The sequence below is a fragment of the Paraflavitalea soli genome (assembly GCF_003555545.1).
In the GTDB taxonomy this organism is placed as follows: Bacteria; Bacteroidota; Bacteroidia; order Chitinophagales; family Chitinophagaceae; genus Paraflavitalea; species Paraflavitalea soli.
The window spans coordinates 5,215,469-5,237,072 of sequence record NZ_CP032157.1; the positions used below are offsets into that span (position 1 = coordinate 5,215,469).

Below are 21,604 nucleotides of genomic sequence, written 5' to 3' on the forward strand. Positions count from 1 at the left end.
AATGAGGTTATTCGTAGCGTAAAGCTTCAATCGGGTTGAGCCTGGAAGCTTTAATAGCAGGATACAGGCCTGCGCCCAGCCCCACCAGAGAGCAGATCACCACACCAGCCACCACCCAGTTCCAGGGGATTACAAAGCTGGTAGAAAGCAACAGGCCGGCGATATTACCTACAATAATACCCAACACAATACCAATAACAGCTCCCAATAAACTGATTATAATAGACTCCAGCAGAAACTGTGTTTGTATATTCCCACGCTTACCGCCAATGGCTTTTACCAGGCCGATCTCTTTCGTACGCTCGGTAACAGCCACGAGCATGATGTTCATAAGGCCGATGGCGGCGCCTGCGAGGGTAATGACACCTATCAATACGGCGGCGATGGTAATAAAGCTCAGGTTGCGCATCAGCATCTCAACAATACTGTCGCTTTTATCAATTACAAAATTGTCTTCTTCTGAAACATTAAGCCGGCGTATAGGTCTGAAGATACCGGTAGCTTCGCCAATAGCACCATCCATCAGTTTGATATCGGGCACTTTTACCTGAATGGAAAAAGAAGCATTGGCATTGGAGTTAAAATAACTGCGCACATTGGAATAGGAAGTGATCACGGCATTGTCGAGACTCCGGCCCAGGGTGGAGCCCTTGGATGCAAGGGAACCTACAATGAGAAAGGGAATATTATTGATCTTGATGGTCTTACCTACGGGTGCTTCTATATTATCACCGAAAAACTTTTTGGCCACATCCCTACCTATCAGGCAAACATTCCGGCCAGACTGGACATCCAGGGCATTGAGGTTGCGTCCATAGGAAATGGTGAATCCATTGAGGTCGGTGTAATTCTCATCACCGCCCATGACCCATACATTGGGATTGGTCTTTTTGCCATCAGCGGATACAATCGCGTTCCGGCTGCCAAACATGTTCATACTCACCTGCGAAGGAAACTGGAAGGCGGCCTTAAAAGATTCTGCCTGTAACTTGGTAATGGGCTTGCCCTGGTTGGACTTCTTTTCTCTTTTCTTGCCCTTTTGTTCTTTTTTGAGTTGTGAGCCACCCCCGAAGAAATTACGTGGCTCCCGGAACCGGATGGTAAAACCGGTGGCGCCCATGGAGGAAAAGCTCTCCAGGAACTTTTGCTGGATGGCTGCAATGGCGGTATTGATACCTATTAGCGCGGTAATACCCAGCGCAATAATAGCTACTGTAATACCCGTACGCAACCTGTTACCGCGCACAGTTCTGAAAGCTAAGGAGAAGGTATCCCGGAATGTCATATAATATATGTCTCACTAAAGTAAGAAATATTACTGAACAGCGGGGTACCATTGGTTAAATGGTATTCACATTAAAAGAAGTAGTTAAGCTTGTCCAACAGCCATTGGGGGAAAAGGCCCAATAGCACCACAATGGCAGCCATAATGACCAAAAGCGCCTTGAAAATCGACGATACTTCCATTTCCTGGGCATCGCCTTCTTTAAAATACATGGCCTGTATAACGCGGAAGTAATAGTATACACTAATGGCGGCACACAGCACCCCTACGATCACCAACCACATCACATGGCCATTGCTCACCGCGGCAGCCAGCATGTAGAACTTAGCCATAAAGCCCGCAGTACCGGGAATACCGGCCAGGGACAGCAAAAAGATGGCGGTGGTAGCAGCCAGTACAGGCTGACGTTTGGCCAAGCCGTTAAAGCCTTCAAAGGTATAGTCCTTCATTTTGATCAGCACAGCAAATACGCCGATGGTGGCCACGCTGTAAGCCGCCGTATAGAAGATCAGTCCCTGCCGGCCGAGGTTATTGAGGGCTACCAGGGCAAACATCATGAAGCCTGCCTGGGCAATGCTGGAGTAGGCCAGCATGCGCTTAACACTTTGCTGGAATACGGCTGTAATATTTCCGATCAGCAGGGTTGCTGCGGTAACAATCGACACCACCAGCTGCCAGTGAGGATGCATTTCACCGAAAGCATCATCAAACAGGCGGAGGAAGGCGATAAAGGCAGCGGACTTAATAATGGTAGCCATGAATGAGGTGAACACGGTAGGTGCGCCATCATATACATCGGGCGTCCAGAAATGGAAGGGCGCTGCAGATACTTTAAATGACATGGAGAATAACAACAGTAAGAGACCGGCACTCACCATGGGAGTCAATGCACCGGTGCCCAGGCTGATCGTTTCGAGGTTGAAGCTGCCTTTGGCACCATAGATCAGGGTGATACCCATCAACATAAGACCCGTAGAAAAAGAGCCCATCAGGAAGTACTTCAGAGATGCCTCATTACTTTTCAGGTTCCGTTTATCAGTGCCGGTAAGAATATACAAGGGAATAGACATGATCTCGATACCCAGGAACAACATCAGCAAAGTGTTGAAGGAAGAAGAAATGGCAACACCACAAAGGATAAAGAAGATCAGTGCAAAATAATCAGACACGCTACGGCCTACTTTTTCCATATCGCGGCCCGACAAGATAGCGTACAGGAACGTAGAACCAAAAGCGATGGTGTTAAAAAGCAGATTAAAGCTATCGAAGTAGAGCATGCCATGGAGGTTCACCTTGAACAGGAGGACTCCATTCATCTCCAGTATATTAACCAGGATCAGTAAAGCAAGCCCGGTCAGTGCCGTGCCGCGGATCACAGTATTATTCTTGCTGAATATTCCGCTGAACATCATCACTACACCCCAGATAGCCGATATTACAATTGCATTCATAACTAAAATCTATGCTTTCGCTTATGATGGATGTTTAATTATCATTCTTGATAAAATAGTATCTACACTACCCTGTGTAAGTTCCAGGAATGGTCTGGGGTATACACCGATCACCAGGATGACGATGACGAGTACTCCCAATACAAACCGTTCGTTGAACTTTATATCCCGCATAGCGCCGGTAAGGGTATTGGTATTACCAAAAAACACCCGTTGTATCATGTTCAAGGTATACACGGCAGAGAGGATGATGGTAACCCCGCCTGCTGCTGCAAACACATAACCTACTTTAGAAACGGTGGAGTTAAATACGCCACTGAATAACAGGAACTCACCAATGAATGCATTGGTCAGGGGAAGGGCAACATTGGCCAGGGCTACTACCACCAGCATGATGGCCAGGCCCGGCGCTTTCTGTGCCAACCCGCCCAATTCAGATATCTTACGGGTATGCATCTGGCGCTCTATCAGTTCTACCACGATCCACATGCCGATGATGTTGATGCCGTGGTTAAACATTTGGATCATCACGCCTTGCAATCCCTGATCGGAGGTTACGAAAATAGCCATACACATCAATCCCATGTGGGCGATAGAGGAGTAGGCGATCAGGCGCTTCAGATCATCCTGCTGCATAGCAATCAGGGAAGCATAGATCATTCCGATCACGCACAGGAGGGCAACTGTATCACCATTGAGCCAGGTGGCCATCGGCAATACGGGCGCCAGCCAGCGCAATACACCAAACAGACCCATTTTCACCATTACGCCGCTCAGCACCATGGTCACGGCCGTGGGCGATTGTTCGTAAGTATCGGGCTGCCAGGTGTGGAAAGGAAATACGGGCATCTTAATGGCAAACGCAATAAAGAACAGCCAGAAGATCCAGCCCTGTTCTTTGGAAGTAAGTACTGCCTTATAGAAAGACTCCAGTGCAAAGGATTGATCAGGTGTATGCAGGTAGAGGTAAATGATACCTACCAGCATCAACAGGGATCCAATGAATGTATAAATGAAGAATTTGAAAGTAACAGCGATCCGTTTTTCACCACCCCATTGTGAACAAAGGAAGTAAGCGGGTATCAGCGCCAGTTCCCAGAAGAAGTAGAACAACAAGGCGTCATAAGCCAGGAATACGCCCATCAGGCCTGCCTGCGACAGCAACATAAAGGCATAGAAATTATGGGCATTCTTATAACTGGAATTCCAGGTAGCCACAAAGATCATGGGGAAGGCAACAGCAGTGAGCAGGCAAAGTACCTGGCCCATGCCATCGAGCCCTACTGAAAACTTACTGCCCAGCAAGGGTAACCATTCTACTTCGGTATGCAGGTTCGCGGCTTTATTCAAGACCGTAAGGCCAAGCAGGGAAACAGCCAGCGTGATCACCGTGGATAACAAGGCCCAGGTCTTCACCCCTTTCTCCCCTTTAAGGAAGAAAGCCGCCAAACCACTCAGCAACGGGATAACGATTAGTAAAACAGGTATCATTTCAGATTTCTAAGTTTCGTATTCAAGTTATTTCTTCACAAAAAACTGTATCACAAAAAAGGCGAGTATGCCCAGTACCATCAGCAATACATAGCTGCCTACCTGGCCACTCTGTAAGAGGCGCACCTGTCGGCTGCTGTAGCCGATCAATCGTCCCACTCCATTCACGGTCCAATCGAGCACATCTTTTTCTACGAAGTTATTCAGGAGCTTGCCCAACCAGTTGAGGGGCTTTACAATGATGAAATTGTACAGTTCGTCTACATACCATTTGTTGGCCAATACTTTTCCAAAGCCTGTAGGCTCTCCCAGCTCAGGGCGCTTGCTGTAGCGGCCAAGGGCATAGAAAATAGCGATCACGGCAATACCCACAGAAACACCCATGAGCATGTATTCGGTATTATGGTCCAGGTGGTGTGCATGTGCATGTTTGGCTGATTCGGCAAAGATGGGATCCAGGAAATGCTCCAGGGAGTGTGCATTAGGCATCAACACCTCCGGAATACCTATCCATCCTCCGATAACGCTCAGAATAGCCAGTACGATCAGGGGAATGGTCATGGCTGCCGGGCTTTCATGGGGATGATGTCCATGCAGCTGCTCGCCACCACGGAACTGCCCTAAGAAAGTAGTGGCATACAGGCGGAACATATAAAAGGCGGTCATACCTGCGGTGATCACACCTACGATCCAGTATACTTTATTTGCGCCGTAAGCGGCAGCCAGTATTTCATCTTTGGAGAAGAAGCCGGAGAAAGGAGGAATACCTGCAATGGCTATACATCCCAGCAGGAAAGTAATATGGGTAATGGGCAGGTATTTTCTGAGGCCGCCCATCTTGCGGATATCCTGCTCATGGTGCATGGCATGGATCACGGAACCTGCACCAAGGAACAACAAGGCTTTGAAAAAAGCGTGTGTCATTACGTGGAATACGGCGCCGGTGTAAGCACCAACTCCAAGACCCAAGAACATATACCCCAACTGGCTCACTGTAGAATAGGCCAGTACTTTCTTAATATCATTTTGTTTTAAGGCAATGGATGCAGCAAATATGGCGGTTGCTAATCCGATCACTGCTACAATAGCCTGCGTGAAAGGAGCCAGTGTGTACAGGATGTTACTGCGGGCAATCATATAGATACCAGCTGTAACCATCGTAGCTGCGTGGATGAGGGCCGATACAGGAGTAGGGCCTGCCATGGCATCCGGCAACCAGGTGTATAAAGGTATCTGAGCGCTTTTACCGGTAGCACCAACAAACAGCAACAAGGTAATACCTACAATAGCAGCACTGCCATCGAGGGTTGCGGCACCGGCAGCCACCTGGCTAAATACACCACTATAAGTAACGGTACCAAATTTATTAACGAGCCAGAAGATGGCCAGCAGGAAGCCAAGGTCACCAATCCGGTTCATCACAAAGGCTTTCTTGGCAGCATTGGTATATTCTGTATTCTTGAACCAGTAACCGATCAATAAATAAGAGCAAAGTCCCACACCTTCCCAACCGATGAACATGATCACATAGTTGGAGCCCAGTACGAGCAGCAACATGGAAAACACGAACAGGTTGAGGTAAGCAAAATAACGGGCATAGTGCTGTCCCTCTTCTTCGTGCATGTAAGCAGCAGAATATACATGTATCAGAAAACCCACACCGGTAATGATCAGCAGAAAAATAGAAGACAGCTGGTCTACCTGGAAGGAGAAAGGAATGGATAACTTACCTACACTGATAAAATCAAACAGGTTTACGACAGCCGTATGGCCTTGCTTTACCTGCAGGAAGATAAGCAAGCTTACTACAAAAGAGCCCAGGATCACGCCGCTGCCAATAACGCTGGTGAGCGATTTGGAAAGCTGTTTACGCAACAGGCCATTGATCAAAAAGCCGATCAATGGAAGCAAGGGAATTAACCACACTAATTGTAAAACATTCTTCATAAAGCCAAATTGGAAGTCTGAAGCCTGTGGTAAAGGGTCCGTGCATCAACTGTATGGCTGGACCTTACCACTGATTTCTGATCTCAGTGTTTCAACCGGTTAAGGAAATTAACGTCTACTGAATGCACATTCCGGTACATCATTACTATGATGGCCAGTCCCACACTTACCTCAGCGGCTGCAACCACCATGATAAAAAACACAAACAGTTGTCCATCAATCCCTGCATTGGGATTGGCAGCCACCCCTTTGAGGTGGTGCATTTTTGAGAATGCCACCAACAGCAAATTCACGGCATTTAGCATCAGCTCAATGCACATAAAGATGATAATGGCATTACGGCGTGTCAATACACCGGCAATACCGATGCAAAACAGCGCAATGGACAAAACGATATAATATTCAATATTCATAAATACAATATGCTAATTAATCTCCCTTCTTACCAATCACTACGGCGCCTACCATGGCGCTCAGGAACAGTACGCTGCTTATTTCAAAAGGCACTACATACTCCGTGAACAATACGGTTCCTAATTGCTTGATCAAACCGATCTCGCCCTCTTTCAGCTGGACCATGGAATTCTTCACTTCGGCATCTTTGAGGGCAGCCACCAGTACCAGCAGTAAACAACCGCCGGCCACAATACCGGCCATCCGCAGCCACTTGTTCTTTTTGGGCTCTGTTTCTGCGTTGAGGTTCATCAACATGATCACGAACAGGAACAATACCATGATGGCGCCTGCATAAACAATGAGGTTCACGATACCCAGGAACTGGGCATTCATCATGATATAATGTCCGGAAATAGCAAAAAATGTAACGATCAGCCACAGTACGCTGTGTACGGGGTTACGACTGATGACAACCATTAAGGCACTGCCGAGTGCCAGTACGCTTAAAAAGTAGAATAATATTTCAGATATGCTCATTTGAAGTTTGCGGTGGTTTAGTTCGCCTGATGTTGCTTATTGGCCCGGTTGCCCAATGCTTGTTTATATTCTTCGGGTTGCTCCTGCGGATTGGGTATCAGCAGGTCCGGTTTACCATATATTAAACCTTTGCGCTGGTAGTTGGCCGGAGCAAAAGTTTCACTCAGATAGATAGCATCTTTTGGGCAGGCTTCTTCACACAAACCACAAAAGATACAACGCAACATATTGATCTCATACTTCGCCGCATACTTCTCTTCACGATACAGGTTCTCTTCACCTGGTTTACGCTCTGCTGCTTCCATGGTAATGGCTTCTGCAGGGCAGGCTACAGCACAGAGGCCGCAAGCTGTACAGCGTTCACGTCCTTGCTCATCGCGGTTCAATACGTGCAAACCGCGGAATACAGGGCTGAAGGGACGTGTTTGCTCCGGATAGCTGATAGTAGCTTTTCTTTTAAAGAAGTGCTTGAGGGTGATCAGCATACCCTTGAAAATATTCCAGAGGTATAACCGCTCCACAAAGGTCATGGGCTTACGCTCCACCGGTCTCGCTCTGTTCGTTAATGCTTGCATACAAATTAATTACATGTTTGACCAACTGCAAAGAAATCAAATTATTAGCTATTTACAGCATGGACACCAAATCCAACTCTTTTATTTTTTCAACCACAGTACTACTGCGGCGGTAATGATCATATTGGCCAAAGCCAGGGGCACCAGTTTCTTCCAGCCCAGGTTCATCAGCTGATCATAGCGGAAGCGGGGGATCGTCCACCGTACCCACATGAACAGGAAGATGAAAAAGCCGATCTTGGCAAAGAGAGTCAATGCCTGGAACAGGGCCATCAGGTTCACTCCCACTGTCTCGGTCAAATGCGCATCATTCACACCCGGAATATCATACCCGCCAAAGTAGAGGGTAGCCATTACCGCGCTGCTGATGAACATATTGATGTATTCCGCAAAAAGATAAAATCCCAGTTTCATGGAGGAGTACTCCTGGTGGTAACCAAAGTTCAGCTCATTCTCTGCCTCCGGCAAGTCAAAGGGGGTACGGTTACACTCGGCAAACGCACAGATCAGGAAGATCAGGAAACCAAGTGGCTGGTACACCACATTCCAGGTACCATCCAGTTGCTGACCTACAATGGCGCTCATCTTCAATGAGCCAGTCAGCATCAGCAAAGCGATCAGGGACAATCCCATGGGTAGTTCATAAGAGATGGCCTGGGAGGCGCCACGGAGGGCAGCCATCAGGGAGAACTTATTGTTGGAAGCCCATCCGCCGATCATAATGCCAAATACACCCATACTCACCACTGCAAATATGTAAAGGATGCCAATATTGATATCAGCAATCTGCAAGTTTACTTCCCTGCCAAAGAAATCTATTTTTCCACCCCAGGGGATCACGGCCGATGTCATCATCGCAGCCAACATCGCGAGGCAAGGCCCCAGGATGAACAACATACGGTTGGAAGTGTTAGGTATGATCTCTTCTTTCATGAACAGTTTCAGACCGTCGGCCAGAGGCTGCAGCAGTCCCATGGGGCCTGCGCGGTTAGGACCGCGGCGATCCTGCATAAACGCTGCTACCTTACGCTCGGCCCAGGTCTCATACATCGCTATGACCAGCGAAATAGAAACGATGCCTACGATCAATACCAGTTTCTCGATCAGAAATAACCAGTCAAATGCTAATAAGGTAGAATACATATTATAAGAGTCTACTTTTTCTGTTCTTTATCAATTCTATGAATAGTCACTACTTAAAATCTTCCGAATGGGCAGGTCCTGCGATCTTTGACAGGTCTACATTCGGTTTATTTACTTCACTCACATCATGTATGTCCATTAATAACCGCGGTTTGCGGCCATCCATTACTTCTACTACTGTTTCTTTGGGCTTCTTTATGCCTACATAGTGTCCTTGTGAGATCACTGACTGACGGCTTATTTTGGTGGGGCCTTCAATTACCCAGTCGCTGGTTTGCTTTTTCTCAAAGCGGCATTCATTACAGATCCAGTCTTCCACTTCACCCCATTGGTCTTTGCGGGCGGTTACACGATACACTTCATCGCCTCGGTTCCATAAGGTTACCTTACCGGAACATTTAGGGCAATCGCGGTGTGCATCTACGGGTTTCAGGAACCATACACGGTTCTTGAAACGGAAAGTTCTATCGGTGAGGGCACCTACGGGGCACACATCAATTACGTTTCCTATAAAATCATTGTCGAGAGACTTTTCGATATAGGTAGCGATCTCAGCATGGTCGCCCCTGTCCAGGATACCATGTACGCGTTTGTTGGTGAGCTGGTCGGCGGTGAATACGCAACGGTAGCACAGGATACAGCGTGTCATGTGCAGTTGGATGTAAGGCCCCAGGTCGTGTTTCTGGAAAGTGCGCCTGTTGAATTCATAACGGGTGCCTTCTTTGCCATGATCGTAGCTGAGGTCCTGCAGGTGACATTCGCCGGCCTGATCACAGATGGGGCAATCGAGGGGATGATTGATGAGCAGGAATTCCACTACACCATTACGGGCGTCAATAACACGCTCACTGGTAATATTCTTTACGACCATTCCATCCATCACATTGGTACGGCAGCTGGCTACCAGCTTGGGCATGGGGCGGGGATCGGCTGTAGAGCCTGCCGCTACTTCCACCAGGCAGGTACGGCATTTACCGCCGCTGCCTTTCAGTTTACTGTAATAGCACATTGCCGGGGGGGCTACATCGCCGCCAATCATACGCGCTGCATTCAGGATCGATGTTCCCGCCTCCACCTCAATGGTGATGTTATCAATGGTAACCTTAAATAATTTCTTTTCTTCGGCCATAATAATATTTCTTAACCGCTAAAAATGTACAGTTCGTTTAACCTTAAGCCACGGGTACGGGCCTTGGGTCGGCATAATGGGCCAATCCAAAATTCCTTGACTGGCTTTCTACAGGGTTCAGCACATGCCATTCAAACTCATCCCGGAAGTGGCGGATAGCTGCTGCCACCGGCCAGGCGGCTGCATCACCCAGCGGGCAAATGGTATTGCCTTCGATCTTGCGCTGGATATCCCACAACAGGTCGATATCGCTCATCTTGCCTTTTCCGTATTCAATATTCTTTAAGATCTTCTCCATCCAGCCTGTTCCTTCACGGCAGGGTGAACATTGTCCACAGCTTTCGTGACGGTAGAAACGGGCCAGTGTTAAGGTATGGCGTACTACGCACTGGTCTTCATCAAATACGATGAAACCACCGCTACCCATCATAGTGCCGGTAGCAAAGCCACCGTCGGCCAGGCTTTCGTAGTTCATCATCCGTGTATCTCCTTTGGCCGTTTTCAACAGCAGGTTGGTAGGGAGGATAGGAACAGATGATCCGCCAGGTATACAGGCTTTCAGTCTTTTACCTTTGGGAATACCACCACAATACTCATCACTGTAAATGAATTCTTCTACAGAGATGGTCATATCGATCTCGTAAACGCCGGGTTTGTTGATGTTGCCACAGGCAGAGATCAGTTTGGTGCCGGTAGATTTCCCTACACCGATCTTGGCATACTCTTCTCCACCCAGGTTGATGATGGGCACTACTGCGGCTAAGGTCTCCACGTTGTTCACCACGGTAGGACAATCCCATACACCTTTCACGGCAGGGAAAGGAGGCTTGATACGGGGGTTGCCGCGCTTGCCTTCGAGTGATTCTATCAGGGCAGTTTCCTCGCCACAGATATAAGCACCGGCCCCACGCTGCACATAGATCTGGCAGTCGAAGCCTGTACCTAAAATGTTCTTTCCAAGCCAGCCGTTGGCATTTGCCTCAGCAATGGCTTGTTCCAGTATGTCAACGATCCAGGCGTATTCACCCCGGATATAAATGTAAGTTCTATTGGATCCCAGGGCATAAGAAGAAACGATCAGCCCTTCAATGAGCAGGTGGGGGATAAACTCCATCAGGTACCGGTCTTTGAAAGTACCGGGCTCTGATTCATCGGCATTACATACCAGGTAGCGGGGTACGCCTTCGGGTTTGGCCAGAAAGCTCCATTTCATACCGGTAGGGAAACCTGCACCACCACGGCCTCTCAAACCACTCTTCTTCACTTCTTCTGTTACCTGGTCGGGGCTCATGTTCTTAAACGCCTTTTCTACACTGGCATACCCACCCTCACGACGGTATACATCGTAGGTACGGATACCCTCTACATGCGCCTTTTCTAATAATAATTTTCTGCCCATTGCTTAATTTGAAATTAGTGTGTTTGCTTCAACACGTACTTATTAGCCAGTTACCCCGGTAATATGCTGATCAGTTCAGTGAAGTAGTTCTGTTACGGCATTCTTCAATGATCTGGTCTACTTTCTCCTTTGTGAGATGCTCGCGAAAATGTTTGCCCAATTGCATCATCGGCGCGTAGCCACAGGCTCCCAGGCATTCCACGGTTTTGAGGGTAAACAAGCCATCGGTGGTAGTTTCACCTACACCAATGCCCAGTTTTTCTTTTATATAGTCAATGATCTGGTCACTGCCATTTAACATACAGGGGCCGGTTTGGCATACTTCAAACAAGTAACGGCCTACCGGTTTCAGATTGTACATACTATAGAAAGTAGCCACCTCATACACCTCAATAGGCTCAATGCTCAGCAGGGAGGCCACATAGTCCATGGCTTCCGCACTCAACCAGCCACCAAACTCTTCCTGCGCCAGGTGCAATACAGGTATCAAAGCACTCTTCTGCTTACCATCGGGATAACGGGCAATGATCTCCTGTACTTTCTTTAGTTTGTCCTCTGTAAAAACCATAATCAATTCGAAAATTTGATAATTAAGCGTCTAACTCTCCTGCAATCAGGTTCAGGCTACTCATCACAATGATGGCATCACTCAGCATGGCGCCCTTGGTCAGCTCTTCATAAGCCTGGTAATAAATAAAGCAAGGGCGACGGAAATGCAGGCGATACGGTGTACGGCCTCCATCACTGATGAGGTAAAAGCCCAGTTCACCATTGCCTCCCTCTACGGGGAAATACAATTCGCCCTTTGGTATATCAATCTCACCCATGATGATCTTGAAATGCCAGATGAGGGCTTCCATCTTGGTGTATACATCTTTCTTCTCCGGTAAGTAATATTCGGGTACATCGGCATGGAATACTTCTGCTTCTGCGCCTTTGAATGACTGTACCTTCTGGTAAGCCTGTTCAATAATGCGCAGTGATTGCCACATTTCCTGGTTGCGCACCAGGTAACGATCGTAACAATCACCGGTAGAGCCTACGGGTACTTCGAAATCGAAATCTTCATAGCTGCTATAGGGAGAATGAACACGCACATCATAATCAACGCCGGCAGCCCGCAGGTTGGGGCCAGTGAAGCCATAGTTCAGGGCTCTTTCAGCGCCGATAGGTCCGGCACCGATGGTACGCTCCATGAAGATGCGGTTGCGGGTGAAGAGGTTTTCAAACTCTTTCAACACAGCCGGGTATTCTTTCAGGAACTTCTCCAGTTTTTCAAAAGCCAGGGGGGTAAAGTTTCTTTCGAAACCACCAATACGACCCATATTGGTAGTGAGGCGTGATCCGCAGATCTCTTCATAGATCTCATAGATCAGCTCACGGTATTGCATTACGTAGAGGAAGCCGGTATAGGCGCCACTGTCCACACCCACAATAGAGTTACAGATCAGGTGATCTGAAATACGTGCCAGCTCCATCACGATCACCCGCAGGTAATCTACACGTTTGGGCGTTTTAACACCCAACAGCTTTTCGCAGGTGAGGTGCCAGCCCATGTTATTGATGGGAGAAGAACAATAATTGAGACGGTCCGTGAGGGTGGTGATCTGGTATAAGGGTCTGCGTTCTGCCAGCTTTTCAAAAGCACGGTGGATATACCCCACGGTTTGTTCGGCAGAGATAATGCGTTCACCATCCAGTTCTAGGATATTCTGAAATACACCGTGTGTAGCCGGGTGGGTAGGCCCCAGGTTCAACGTGGTGGTTTGCTTTTCAATGGAGCCTTCCGGAAGCCGGATATTTGAATGTTGTATTACGTCAGACATTACTGTCTTGTTAGTTTATTCGTGAATCGGCAGTCGACAATCGGCCATTATTACCATCATGCTTTCTACCTGTAAATACTTTATATTATTGATCCGCCTCTTCCAAACATCTCATCGTCCTTATCGATCCTGGTCTGGTCTTCCAACGGAAACTCTTTCCGCATGGGGAAGTAATCCATTTCATCCACGTTCAGGATACGCTTGAGATTGGGATGGCCTACAAAGTTTACTCCAAAGAAATCATAGGTTTCCCTTTCCATCCAGTTGGCAGCTGCATATAAAGTAGCTGCGCTGAATACATCGGGCCTGCTGATCTCTGTAAATACTTTGAAGCGGAGGCGTATATTTTCAGTAAGGTTGTGCAGGTGATAAACTACTGCCAGTTCACGGCCGGCATCATCCGGATAATGTACAGCCTGCAGATCGGTCAGAAAACGGAATTGCAGCTCTGCATCATCATACAGAAACTGCAATACTTTTAAGTTCAGTTCCTTTGGCGCTTCAAAGGTCAGCATACCATAGGGTTCCTCAAAACCTTTAACCTGTTCGCCAAATTTTTCTACCAGTCGTTGTTTAATATGTTCGTAGGTCAATGCCATATTCAGCTTTTAGCTTTTAGCCTTTAGGTGTTAGCCAAGGGCGGGGTCGACTGCTAACTGCTAATACCTAGCAGCTAACAGCTTATTGTATTCCGTAACTTTCCATCAACTGTTTGTACTTATCACTGTTTCTTCTGCGCAGGCTTTCTTTGCCTACGAGGTCCTGCACCCGCATAAATCCATCCAGCACTGCTTCGGGACGGGGTGGGCATCCGGGAATGTATACATCTACGGGGATGATCTGGTCAATACCCTGCAATACACTGTAAGTATCGAAGATACCGCCACTGGAAGCGCAGGCGCCCATGGCCAGTACCCACCGGGGTTCTGCCATTTGAAGGTATACCTGTTTTACAACGGGGCCCATTTTCTTGGCAATGGTACCCATTACCATCAGCAGATCGCACTGGCGGGGGGAGAATCCTACCCGCTCAGCACCAAACCTGGCCAGATCATAATGCGCACCCATGGTAGCCATAAATTCAATTCCACAACAGGAAGTAGCAAATGGCAGGGGCCAGAGGGAGTTTTTACGCGCCAGACCCACCACCTGTTCCAGTGTGGTAGCCATAAACGCTTCACCCATATAGCCTTCCGGGCCTTCCTTCACCAACTTCACGTCGGTTTTACCATAAATATTATATTGAACAGGACGTGCCATACAATTGATAATTTGAATTGATCAACCTGAAATTCTACCCTTTAATAACAACTGCCAGCGGGTTAAGTTTCCGCTCAACGCCGGTGGTGTTGGATATCACGGGTTATAACAATTTCAAACTCACATTATTGATCCCGGCAAACGGGATTAATGTGTTTTTAATCTTCCCAGGTTAACGCTCCTTTCTTAATTATATATATAAACCCACAAAGGAAAAATCCAACAAACATAAGTACAGCCCAAAAACCATCCCAATCCAGTGCTCTGAAATTGACAGCATAAGGATAGAAGAAGATCACTTCCACATCAAATAATACGAACAGGATAGCAACGAGGAAGTACTTAATGGCCATAGGCTGGCGCGCATCTCCATGACTTTTGATACCGCTGGCGAAATTCTCCAGCTTATCAGCCGTGTTACGTTTGGGACCAAGCCAGTGGGTTACACCCATCATAGCACCCACAAACACGATCGCGAATAAGAGTTGTAGACCGATAGGGAAATACCAGAAGGAGTTGTCCGGATTCTGGGCAACAGAAGAAACTTGCAACAGGTACATCATCAAAAACCCGTTTTTGTTTAGGGGCAAAAGTAATACAGCCTCCGCAATTTCCAATTTTGAAACTCCAAATTCAAGAAAATAAAAAAATCCCTGTTATCACAATAACAGGGATTTAGTATCAAAAATACGATTTATGTTATCAACTCGTTATCGGCCTGCAGGTCTTGCGCCGTTTGTTCCGGCCGCATTACCACCAGTTCTGGGGCGGTTGGCAGGCGGTGTTGCGGGACGTGATGCAGGCTTTGAAAGGATGCCCTGAATACGTACTGCTTCTGAGTTGGCAGGATCAAACTCTACAAATTTATTAGCATAGAAGAGAGCAGTTTCCCGGTCTTTTTTAATGTCATTATAATAAGGGATCAGGTAATAATAAGACTCTACTACCTGGGATTTGAACTTCACCGAGTCGATCTGACGCGCTTTTTCGGCCAGTGTCTTATAGGCTTCTACTGCCAATCCCTGGGAATTGGTGGAATCGTCCATGGCTTTTTTAGCACGGGCACACCACAAATAGCCATATATCTGATCGGGGAATTTAGTCTGGTAAACACCACAGAATAAGCTATCAGCCACGGGATAGTTCTTAGCCTGGTACACCGCATAAGCATAATTGTACAGGTCTGTTTGAGTAGGATTGGGCTTCAGTTTATAAGCTTCGGCCAGCCAATTGGACTCCTCCAGACGGTCGCCTTTGGCCTTGGCCAATGCAGCACCTTTGCTGATGTACTTTATTTTATTCTCCAGTACGGTGTCCAATTGTATTGCTTTCCTTAGGTTAGCAAACACTTCTGCTTCAGCGCCAGGTATCTTACTGTTGATCTTTGCCAGCTCTTCATAGTCAGTTCCTTTAACAGGATACTCTTCATTGGCCTTCGTGAGGAAGGTTTCCATTGACTTTTTGGCTGCATTTACATCACCCAGTGTGTCAGCTGCAAAAGCTACGAGGCGGTACATACGGGGCGTCACCTTATCACCATACTGGGCGATCAGGCTTTCGGCCTTGGTCTTTGCTTCGGCTGGTTTTCCGGAAGAATACAGGAAGTCGGTCTTCAGGTATTCCATTTCAGGCCCCTGGTCGGCGTTCGCGATGTATTTATCCAGGTAAGGAGCTGCTTTATTTACGTCCCTGGAATACCAGTAGTAGAACAGTTCGTAGTAAGCAGGTGTATAAGCAGGATCCACTGTGATAGCTTCTTCAAAAGCGGGCAGGAAATAATCCTTGTTACCCTGGGTAAGGTATACCTTACCTGTTTTGAATTTGGCTGCGGCCAGTTTGGGATCGAGTGCGAATGCTTTGTTATAGGATTGTACCGCATTACCACCGTCGATCAACTTCCTGTAGGCATCGCCCAGTAACAGGTAAGTATCAGGATCTTTGAAGTTCTTTACGGCGGTAGCCTGGTTCAGTTTCTCGATAGCATAATTGGCATCGCCTGTTCTTGCTTTCACGTTGGCGCGACCCACGGCATTGAATACATCCACATCCTTTCCTTTGGTAAGGGTAATAGCTGTTTCAAAACGCTGGCGGGCATCATTGGCTTTGCCTTCCATTAATTCTATCTGACCTATACCTGCCAGTAACAGGGGCGCATTACCATTTTGGGTCAGCGATTTCTGATACAGGTTCTTAGCGCCTACAGAGTCTTTCACCTCCAGTAAGGTTTGCCCTAACCAGTATACAGCATCGATATTGTTTGGGTTGGCGGCGAGTACTTTTTCAAATGTTTCCTGCGCACTTTTCCAACGCTCATAATAGAAAAACTTTCTGCCCTGCTCTACACTCTGGGCAAAAAGGACGTTGCCTCCCGTGACAACCGTTGCTACTAATAGAATGAATGATCTTTTCATCTTCTCGATTGCTGATTTTAGAGTTGTTAAATGTACGGAATATCCCTAATTGGTTGTTTTATTCAGTGATCTGCATAGGTCTTACTTCGAATGAACTCCTGCCTGGTAACAAATATGCCCTGTAAAATATCTTCTGTCCCTTATCCACATTGACGAGAAAATTCTTAAATCCGCTGCCAAGGCCTTCATAATTTTCCTTTAAAATATAGTAAAGTGGCCTTACCATCGGGTAGCGGTGTGCGGCAATATTATACTGCACGGGGGCTACATAAATACCTTCACATCCTTTGCATTCTACCTTGGCCATTTTTATCTTCTGTAAAAAACTTTGCTGGGTGGAATCATCCTTATCGCCGATCCAGCTCACCCCTATCAGTCCGACCGCGTCGGTGTTTTTTGATACATAGTCGATTACACCTTCACTGCTGGCAGCGGCTACCACATTTTTACCCATGGGCTGCCCTTTTAACAGGGAATCGACGACGAACCGCACGGTACTGGTAGCGGTGGTGCCATCCAGCAATACTTTGTATTTAAAACCGCTGATCCCTTTTACCATCCCACGGATATCCTGCATGGTAAAGAGGGTATCCCGCACCTGGTTATTGACGATGACGGCGATAGCGTCGTACGCCAATATCCCGAATACAGGAGTGAAGGACAATTTTGTTGCCAGCGTCTTTGCTTCCTCATCTTGCAGACCTCGGGTAACAATTACCATGCGGATACTGTCCTGATTCAGATCACGCAGACATTCCGCTTCCGGTTTATAGTGTACAATGATCTTAGCGTTAGCATTTTGCGACTCAAAAACCTTGATCTGTGAATCAATAACCGGCTTAAAGGACTCATCCACACTGATGTGAATAGTACCCGTTTTAAGCGTATCCTGATAAATTGGTCCGGTACCATTTTGGCAACCCACTATCCAAAACACTCCCAATGCTGCGATGGCCAAACCTATTTTATATATCCGATTGATTATCCTGTTGCGTTTCATCCCTAAATGATTTTCTTTTCCCCGGTATTCAAAACCTTTCTCAGTCAACGGAATACCCGCTGCAAACGATTTTTTTGAAGGATTGGATAATGGCCGACTGCAGAAATCTTTCAAATACCTTACCGGAAATGGTATTTAGCGTACCAGGTGATTGGATTTATTGATGCGTTTCTTTTACTTGAAATAGTTTTTCTTATAGCCCCTGTATATTCTAAACCCCCCGTACAACAAACAGATCCCTGCAAAAATGTAGGAAAATGGTTTGGTGGGAAACTCCAGTGTTACCCCCAACTGATCGGAAAACACGAAAAAAAGGCCCATGGCGGTATAAATAATTCCCATACCAAAGTCCATTACCGCCCGTCTGTTTGAATAGGCCTTCTGCCGTTTGTCTTCTATTCTTTTTTCTTCTGATTCCACTGTCATCCGATTTGTTAATGGGTTCGGGCAAGATAAGAAATAACCTTCAATTGATGATCGCGGGTAAGATTTTACCCAAAAATTAATGCACTTACTACAATGAATCATATAGTGAAAGCTTTTATTCAGACACTTCAAAAATGATCGGGATCATGCAGTAAACGGCCACCGTTTTTCCTCCCTGCGATCCCGGGATCCAACGGGGCATTTTAGCCACTACGCGCATGATCTCTTTTTTGAAGGCTTCATCGGCTGTTCCCATAAATTCCACACCGGATAGCTGACCGTCCTTACTTACGACAAAACGTACCGGCACTTTCACGCGCTGCCCAGGCTCCAGGGCTTCTTCCGGCACCCGCAGGTGTCTTCCCAGGAACCGGCGCAGGGCATCCTGTCCGCCGGGGAATTCGGGCATTTTCTCGGCTACCGGCAGTATCCGGTCCTCTTCTACCGGTACAGGGGCGGGTGCTGTACCAGTACCGCTTGGTTCAGTAGCAGGCGGGGGAGATACAGGCCCGGTAGGGGTCTCCCCTTCCTGCGTTTTGGTACCAATAGCGGCGGTTTCCTTTTCCAGTTCATCGATCGAGGGGGGCGGATCGGCCTGTACATGATCGGGTACAATGACGGGCACCACGCTTTTGATGGTAGCTACTTTTTTGGGTTGCTCCTGTGGCGGCTTGAGCTCCTCCGGCTTGTTGGGCTCCACCACGTTCAACACCACGGCTGTTTCGACCGGCGGAGGTATAAAAACCGCCTCTTTTCCCATTTTTCCTGCCCAGTAATAACCTCCGATAAAGAGCAGCACCAGCAGCAAAGTGCCGCACATGGCCTTCATTAGCCGCCTGTTATAGTCCTTGCGCAGGTTGTATGCTCCATAGTCTTTGTTTCTTCCTTCAAATAATATGTCGAGCATGTCCGATTGCAATATCATATCTGGTTTCATCGCAGTTGATTTTAAGCCCGATGCCCGTGAGGGCAATTGGGCGTGAATAAATCGGAAAAGACGATTTGATCAGTATGACTTGCGCAAGTCCTTGTTATTGAGATGCACGAAGTGGAAAAAATCCATAACTGTCTGAACCAGGATTGGGAGGATTTTAAGGATTACAATAATACGCTTTTGGCCCGCGGAGGGGCCATACTAGAGTTTTGTTCGGTATTTGTTCGGTACTCGTTCGGTATTCGCTTGGGAGGGCTTTGCTAAATACCGAAGAAACCTCGAAGAAGAAACGGCTACGGTACGACCTTGCTAATACGAAGGCCCGAACAAGACCCGGCTGAAACCACACCAAAACCTGCTCCTGCCTGATTATCTTTGCAGCCATGAAGATCTTAATGGTTTGCCTGGGGAATATATGCCGCAGTCCCCTGGCGGAAGGAATTTTACAGCACAAGGTCCGGCAGGCCGGGCTCAACTGGACGGTGGAGAGTGCCGGCACGAATAGCTATCACACGGGTGACGCGCCCCACCCTTTATCGCAGAAGGTAGCACTGCTGCATGGCATCGACATCAGCCAGCAACGGGCGCGCCGCCTTATGGGGGTCGATTTTGAGCGCTATGACAAGATCTATGCGCTGGCAGGCAATGTGATCGCGGACATGCGATCGCTGGCCCGGCAGCAATTTCAGCCTGCCAAGGTAGACCTCCTGATGAATGAGCTGTATCCTGGCAGCAATATAGATGTTCCGGACCCCTATTATGGTGAGGAACCCGGCTACCATGAAGTATTTAAGATGATCGACGAGGCCTGCGATATGATCATAAGCCGATACGCGACATTGAACACTAAGAGAAGCTAGTGGCAAATGGCGCGTGGCCAGAGAATTTCCACCATTATTAAAAGATACTAACGCACAATATGACCAAACCATCACTACCACAGGGAACAAGGGATTTCGGACCGGAAGTAGTTCGCAAGCGACAATATATCCTCAACACCATCCGCACCACGTTTGAATTGTACGGGTTTCAGCCATTGGAAACACCTGCTATGGAAAACCTGGAAACACTGATGGGCAAGTACGGGGAAGAAGGAGATAAGCTGATCTTCAAAATCCTCAATAATGGCCTGAATGATGCAAAAAACATTGATAAGGCTAAAGCAGCTTTTGATAACGTGTTGCTGGGAAAAAATGATAAGAACCTTACGGAAAGGGCCTTGCGGTATGATCTTACCATTCCGTTTGCCCGCTACGTGGCCATGAACCATGGGCAATTGACCTTTCCCTTTAAACGGTACCAGATACAACCGGTATGGCGGGCCGACCGGCCCCAGAAAGGCCGTTATCGCGAGTTTTACCAGTGTGATGCGGATGTGGTAGGCAGCAATGGGCTGCTGAACGAAGTAGAGCTGGCGGCGATCTATTGGCAGGTATTCAGCAAACTGGGCATTACGGTAGAGATCAAGATCAATAGCCGGAAAATACTGGCAGCGCTGGCGGAAGCCTGTGGCGGCAGTGATAAGATGGTAGATATTACAGTGGCGATCGACAAGCTGGATAAGATAGGTATCGACAAAGTGAAGGAAGAATTACTCACCCGCGGACTGGATGAGCACCAGGTAGCGATCATTGTTCAATATCTCGACATTAGTGGCAGCAATACGGAAAAGCTCAATAAACTGAAAGAGCTGGTAGGTAGCCTGCCTGCAGGCGCCAAGGGAATTGAAGAGCTGGAATTTGTGATCGGTCATTTTGCTACGCTGGTATTGGCAGATCCGGCAGCGGCCTCTCCCCTGCTGGTGGACTTTACGCTGGCGCGTGGCCTTAACTATTATACAGGGATCATTTTCGAAGTAAAAGCGCAGGGTGTTCAAATGGGCAGTATCGGCGGCGGCGGCCGTTATGATGACCTCACGGGCCTGTTTGGCGTGCCCAATATTCCCGGGGTAGGTATCTCCTTTGGGGTAGACCGGATCTATGATGTACTGGAAGAACTGAAGTTATTCCCGCAGGAGGTACAAACGGGCACACAGGTATTGTTCTTTAACCTGGGAGATGCAGAAAGCAAGAGCGCCTTTAGCCTCATGCAATCTTTGCGCAACAGTGGTATCCGTTGTGAGCTATACCATGAGCAAGCCAAGTTTGAGAAGCAATTCAAATACGCGGATAAAAAGAACATTCCCTTTGCGGTCATTATCGGCAGTAAGGAGCTCGAGGCCAAAACCTGTGTGGTTAAGCACCTGGGCAAAGGGGAACAGCAGGAAGTAAAGTGGGAGGCGCTGGAAGAGGCAGTATCGGGACTTTAAGATATAATCAGGCACCGGCCATTTGCCGGATTGACCGAAAAGGTGGCGCCCAACCGGGACAACTACACGGGTTTTCCCTCATCTGA

Annotated in this window: 21 protein-coding genes; 2 read left to right on the forward strand and 19 right to left on the reverse strand. The window is 47.7% G+C overall.

What is annotated here, in order from left to right; all coding sequences use genetic code 11:
- Nucleotides 1-7: 7 nt before the first annotated feature.
- From D3H65_RS19425 to D3H65_RS19515, 19 genes are all read right to left on the reverse strand, one after another.
- Entirely contained in the window at nt 8-1,285 is a 1,278-nt protein-coding gene (locus tag D3H65_RS19425; RefSeq protein ID WP_119051899.1) for an ABC transporter permease, read from the reverse strand.
- A 71-nt stretch (nt 1,286-1,356) separates the two neighbouring features.
- Nucleotides 1,357-2,736 carry an NADH-quinone oxidoreductase subunit N gene (locus D3H65_RS19430; protein WP_119051900.1) on the reverse strand — a complete coding sequence of 460 codons (1,380 nt, stop codon included), beginning with the start codon at nt 2,734-2,736 and terminating at the stop codon, nt 1,357-1,359.
- A 21-nt stretch (nt 2,737-2,757) separates the two neighbouring features.
- The gene (locus tag D3H65_RS19435) at nt 2,758-4,227 is read right to left on the reverse strand and encodes a complex I subunit 4 family protein (protein ID WP_119051901.1); all 1,470 of its coding nucleotides are present in this window, start codon (nt 4,225-4,227) and stop codon (nt 2,758-2,760) included.
- A 27-nt stretch (nt 4,228-4,254) separates the two neighbouring features.
- The gene (gene nuoL / locus D3H65_RS19440; protein ID WP_119051902.1) at nt 4,255-6,174 is read right to left on the reverse strand and encodes an NADH-quinone oxidoreductase subunit L; all 1,920 of its coding nucleotides are present in this window, start codon (nt 6,172-6,174) and stop codon (nt 4,255-4,257) included.
- Between the two features lie 83 nt (nt 6,175-6,257).
- On the reverse strand, nt 6,258-6,587 hold the full coding sequence (gene nuoK, locus D3H65_RS19445; RefSeq protein WP_119051903.1) for an NADH-quinone oxidoreductase subunit NuoK: 330 nt from the start codon (nt 6,585-6,587) through the stop codon (nt 6,258-6,260).
- Nucleotides 6,588-6,603: 16 nt separating this feature from the next.
- Nucleotides 6,604-7,107 carry an NADH-quinone oxidoreductase subunit J family protein gene (locus D3H65_RS19450; protein WP_119051904.1) on the reverse strand — a complete coding sequence of 168 codons (504 nt, stop codon included), beginning with the start codon at nt 7,105-7,107 and terminating at the stop codon, nt 6,604-6,606.
- Nucleotides 7,108-7,124: 17 nt separating this feature from the next.
- Nucleotides 7,125-7,682, reverse strand: coding sequence for an NADH-quinone oxidoreductase subunit NuoI (gene nuoI / locus D3H65_RS19455; protein ID WP_119051905.1), 558 nt, complete (start codon nt 7,680-7,682; stop codon nt 7,125-7,127).
- An 81-nt stretch (nt 7,683-7,763) separates the two neighbouring features.
- Nucleotides 7,764-8,825, reverse strand: a complete 1,062-nt coding sequence (gene nuoH, locus D3H65_RS19460; RefSeq protein WP_119051906.1) for an NADH-quinone oxidoreductase subunit NuoH — start codon at nt 8,823-8,825, stop codon at nt 7,764-7,766.
- 49 nt (nt 8,826-8,874) lie between these two features.
- Nucleotides 8,875-9,954, reverse strand: a complete 1,080-nt coding sequence (locus D3H65_RS19465) for a 2Fe-2S iron-sulfur cluster-binding protein (protein ID WP_119051907.1) — start codon at nt 9,952-9,954, stop codon at nt 8,875-8,877.
- A gap of 43 nt (nt 9,955-9,997) precedes the next feature.
- On the reverse strand, nt 9,998-11,353 hold the full coding sequence (nuoF, locus tag D3H65_RS19470; protein WP_119051908.1) for an NADH-quinone oxidoreductase subunit NuoF: 1,356 nt from the start codon (nt 11,351-11,353) through the stop codon (nt 9,998-10,000).
- A gap of 70 nt (nt 11,354-11,423) precedes the next feature.
- Entirely contained in the window at nt 11,424-11,921 is a 498-nt protein-coding gene (locus D3H65_RS19475; protein WP_119051909.1) for an NADH-quinone oxidoreductase subunit NuoE family protein, read from the reverse strand.
- Between the two features lie 22 nt (nt 11,922-11,943).
- Complete coding sequence (locus tag D3H65_RS19480) at nt 11,944-13,179, reverse strand: NADH-quinone oxidoreductase subunit D (RefSeq protein ID WP_119051910.1); 1,236 nt, start codon at nt 13,177-13,179, stop codon at nt 11,944-11,946.
- Between the two features lie 80 nt (nt 13,180-13,259).
- Nucleotides 13,260-13,778 carry an NADH-quinone oxidoreductase subunit C gene (locus D3H65_RS19485; RefSeq protein WP_119051911.1) on the reverse strand — a complete coding sequence of 173 codons (519 nt, stop codon included), beginning with the start codon at nt 13,776-13,778 and terminating at the stop codon, nt 13,260-13,262.
- Nucleotides 13,779-13,860: 82 nt separating this feature from the next.
- Nucleotides 13,861-14,439, reverse strand: a complete 579-nt coding sequence (locus tag D3H65_RS19490; protein WP_119051912.1) for an NADH-quinone oxidoreductase subunit B — start codon at nt 14,437-14,439, stop codon at nt 13,861-13,863.
- Between the two features lie 158 nt (nt 14,440-14,597).
- On the reverse strand, nt 14,598-15,002 hold the full coding sequence (locus D3H65_RS19495) for an NADH-quinone oxidoreductase subunit A (RefSeq protein ID WP_245999538.1): 405 nt from the start codon (nt 15,000-15,002) through the stop codon (nt 14,598-14,600).
- A 147-nt stretch (nt 15,003-15,149) separates the two neighbouring features.
- On the reverse strand, nt 15,150-16,850 hold the full coding sequence (locus D3H65_RS19500) for a tetratricopeptide repeat protein (protein ID WP_119051913.1): 1,701 nt from the start codon (nt 16,848-16,850) through the stop codon (nt 15,150-15,152).
- 58 nt (nt 16,851-16,908) lie between these two features.
- On the reverse strand, nt 16,909-17,850 hold the full coding sequence (locus tag D3H65_RS19505) for a PstS family phosphate ABC transporter substrate-binding protein (RefSeq protein WP_162915727.1): 942 nt from the start codon (nt 17,848-17,850) through the stop codon (nt 16,909-16,911).
- A gap of 174 nt (nt 17,851-18,024) precedes the next feature.
- Nucleotides 18,025-18,276, reverse strand: coding sequence for a hypothetical protein (locus D3H65_RS19510; protein ID WP_119051915.1), 252 nt, complete (start codon nt 18,274-18,276; stop codon nt 18,025-18,027).
- Between the two features lie 115 nt (nt 18,277-18,391).
- Complete coding sequence (locus tag D3H65_RS19515) at nt 18,392-19,213, reverse strand: energy transducer TonB (protein WP_119051916.1); 822 nt, start codon at nt 19,211-19,213, stop codon at nt 18,392-18,394.
- Nucleotides 19,214-19,593: 380 nt separating this feature from the next.
- Between D3H65_RS19515 and D3H65_RS19520 the strand changes: the two genes are divergently transcribed.
- Together D3H65_RS19520 and hisS are read left to right on the forward strand one after the other, a co-directional pair.
- Nucleotides 19,594-20,070: a low molecular weight protein-tyrosine-phosphatase gene (locus D3H65_RS19520; protein WP_119051917.1), complete on the forward strand. Its 477-nt coding sequence runs from the start codon at nt 19,594-19,596 to the stop codon at nt 20,068-20,070.
- 59 nt (nt 20,071-20,129) lie between these two features.
- Nucleotides 20,130-21,518 (forward strand): histidine--tRNA ligase, encoded by a 1,389-nt coding sequence (hisS, locus tag D3H65_RS19525; protein WP_119051918.1) that lies wholly within the window; start codon nt 20,130-20,132, stop codon nt 21,516-21,518.
- Nucleotides 21,519-21,604: the final 86 nt, after the last annotated feature.

What these genes read in the sequence shown, in the direction of transcription:
- D3H65_RS19425 (WP_119051899.1), bottom strand. Translation starts at nt 1,285, where the DNA reads ATGACATTCCGGGATACCTTCTCCTTAGCTTTCAGAACTGTGCGCGGT.
- D3H65_RS19430 (WP_119051900.1), bottom strand. Translation starts at nt 2,736, where the DNA reads ATGAATGCAATTGTAATATCGGCTATCTGGGGTGTAGTGATGATGTTC.
- D3H65_RS19435 (WP_119051901.1), bottom strand. Translation starts at nt 4,227, where the DNA reads ATGATACCTGTTTTACTAATCGTTATCCCGTTGCTGAGTGGTTTGGCG.
- nuoL (WP_119051902.1), bottom strand. Translation starts at nt 6,174, where the DNA reads ATGAAGAATGTTTTACAATTAGTGTGGTTAATTCCCTTGCTTCCATTG.
- nuoK (WP_119051903.1), bottom strand. Translation starts at nt 6,587, where the DNA reads ATGAATATTGAATATTATATCGTTTTGTCCATTGCGCTGTTTTGCATC.
- D3H65_RS19450 (WP_119051904.1), bottom strand. Translation starts at nt 7,107, where the DNA reads ATGAGCATATCTGAAATATTATTCTACTTTTTAAGCGTACTGGCACTC.
- nuoI (WP_119051905.1), bottom strand. Translation starts at nt 7,682, where the DNA reads ATGCAAGCATTAACGAACAGAGCGAGACCGGTGGAGCGTAAGCCCATG.
- nuoH (WP_119051906.1), bottom strand. Translation starts at nt 8,825, where the DNA reads ATGTATTCTACCTTATTAGCATTTGACTGGTTATTTCTGATCGAGAAA.
- D3H65_RS19465 (WP_119051907.1), bottom strand. Translation starts at nt 9,954, where the DNA reads ATGGCCGAAGAAAAGAAATTATTTAAGGTTACCATTGATAACATCACC.
- nuoF (WP_119051908.1), bottom strand. Translation starts at nt 11,353, where the DNA reads ATGGGCAGAAAATTATTATTAGAAAAGGCGCATGTAGAGGGTATCCGT.
- D3H65_RS19475 (WP_119051909.1), bottom strand. Translation starts at nt 11,921, where the DNA reads ATGGTTTTTACAGAGGACAAACTAAAGAAAGTACAGGAGATCATTGCC.
- D3H65_RS19480 (WP_119051910.1), bottom strand. Translation starts at nt 13,179, where the DNA reads ATGTCTGACGTAATACAACATTCAAATATCCGGCTTCCGGAAGGCTCC.
- D3H65_RS19485 (WP_119051911.1), bottom strand. Translation starts at nt 13,778, where the DNA reads ATGGCATTGACCTACGAACATATTAAACAACGACTGGTAGAAAAATTT.
- D3H65_RS19490 (WP_119051912.1), bottom strand. Translation starts at nt 14,439, where the DNA reads ATGGCACGTCCTGTTCAATATAATATTTATGGTAAAACCGACGTGAAG.
- D3H65_RS19495 (WP_245999538.1), bottom strand. Translation starts at nt 15,002, where the DNA reads ATGATGTACCTGTTGCAAGTTTCTTCTGTTGCCCAGAATCCGGACAAC.
- D3H65_RS19500 (WP_119051913.1), bottom strand. Translation starts at nt 16,850, where the DNA reads ATGAAAAGATCATTCATTCTATTAGTAGCAACGGTTGTCACGGGAGGC.
- D3H65_RS19505 (WP_162915727.1), bottom strand. Translation starts at nt 17,850, where the DNA reads ATGAAACGCAACAGGATAATCAATCGGATATATAAAATAGGTTTGGCC.
- D3H65_RS19510 (WP_119051915.1), bottom strand. Translation starts at nt 18,276, where the DNA reads ATGACAGTGGAATCAGAAGAAAAAAGAATAGAAGACAAACGGCAGAAG.
- D3H65_RS19515 (WP_119051916.1), bottom strand. Translation starts at nt 19,213, where the DNA reads ATGAAACCAGATATGATATTGCAATCGGACATGCTCGACATATTATTT.
- D3H65_RS19520 (WP_119051917.1), top strand. Translation starts at nt 19,594, where the DNA reads ATGAAGATCTTAATGGTTTGCCTGGGGAATATATGCCGCAGTCCCCTG.
- hisS (WP_119051918.1), top strand. Translation starts at nt 20,130, where the DNA reads ATGACCAAACCATCACTACCACAGGGAACAAGGGATTTCGGACCGGAA.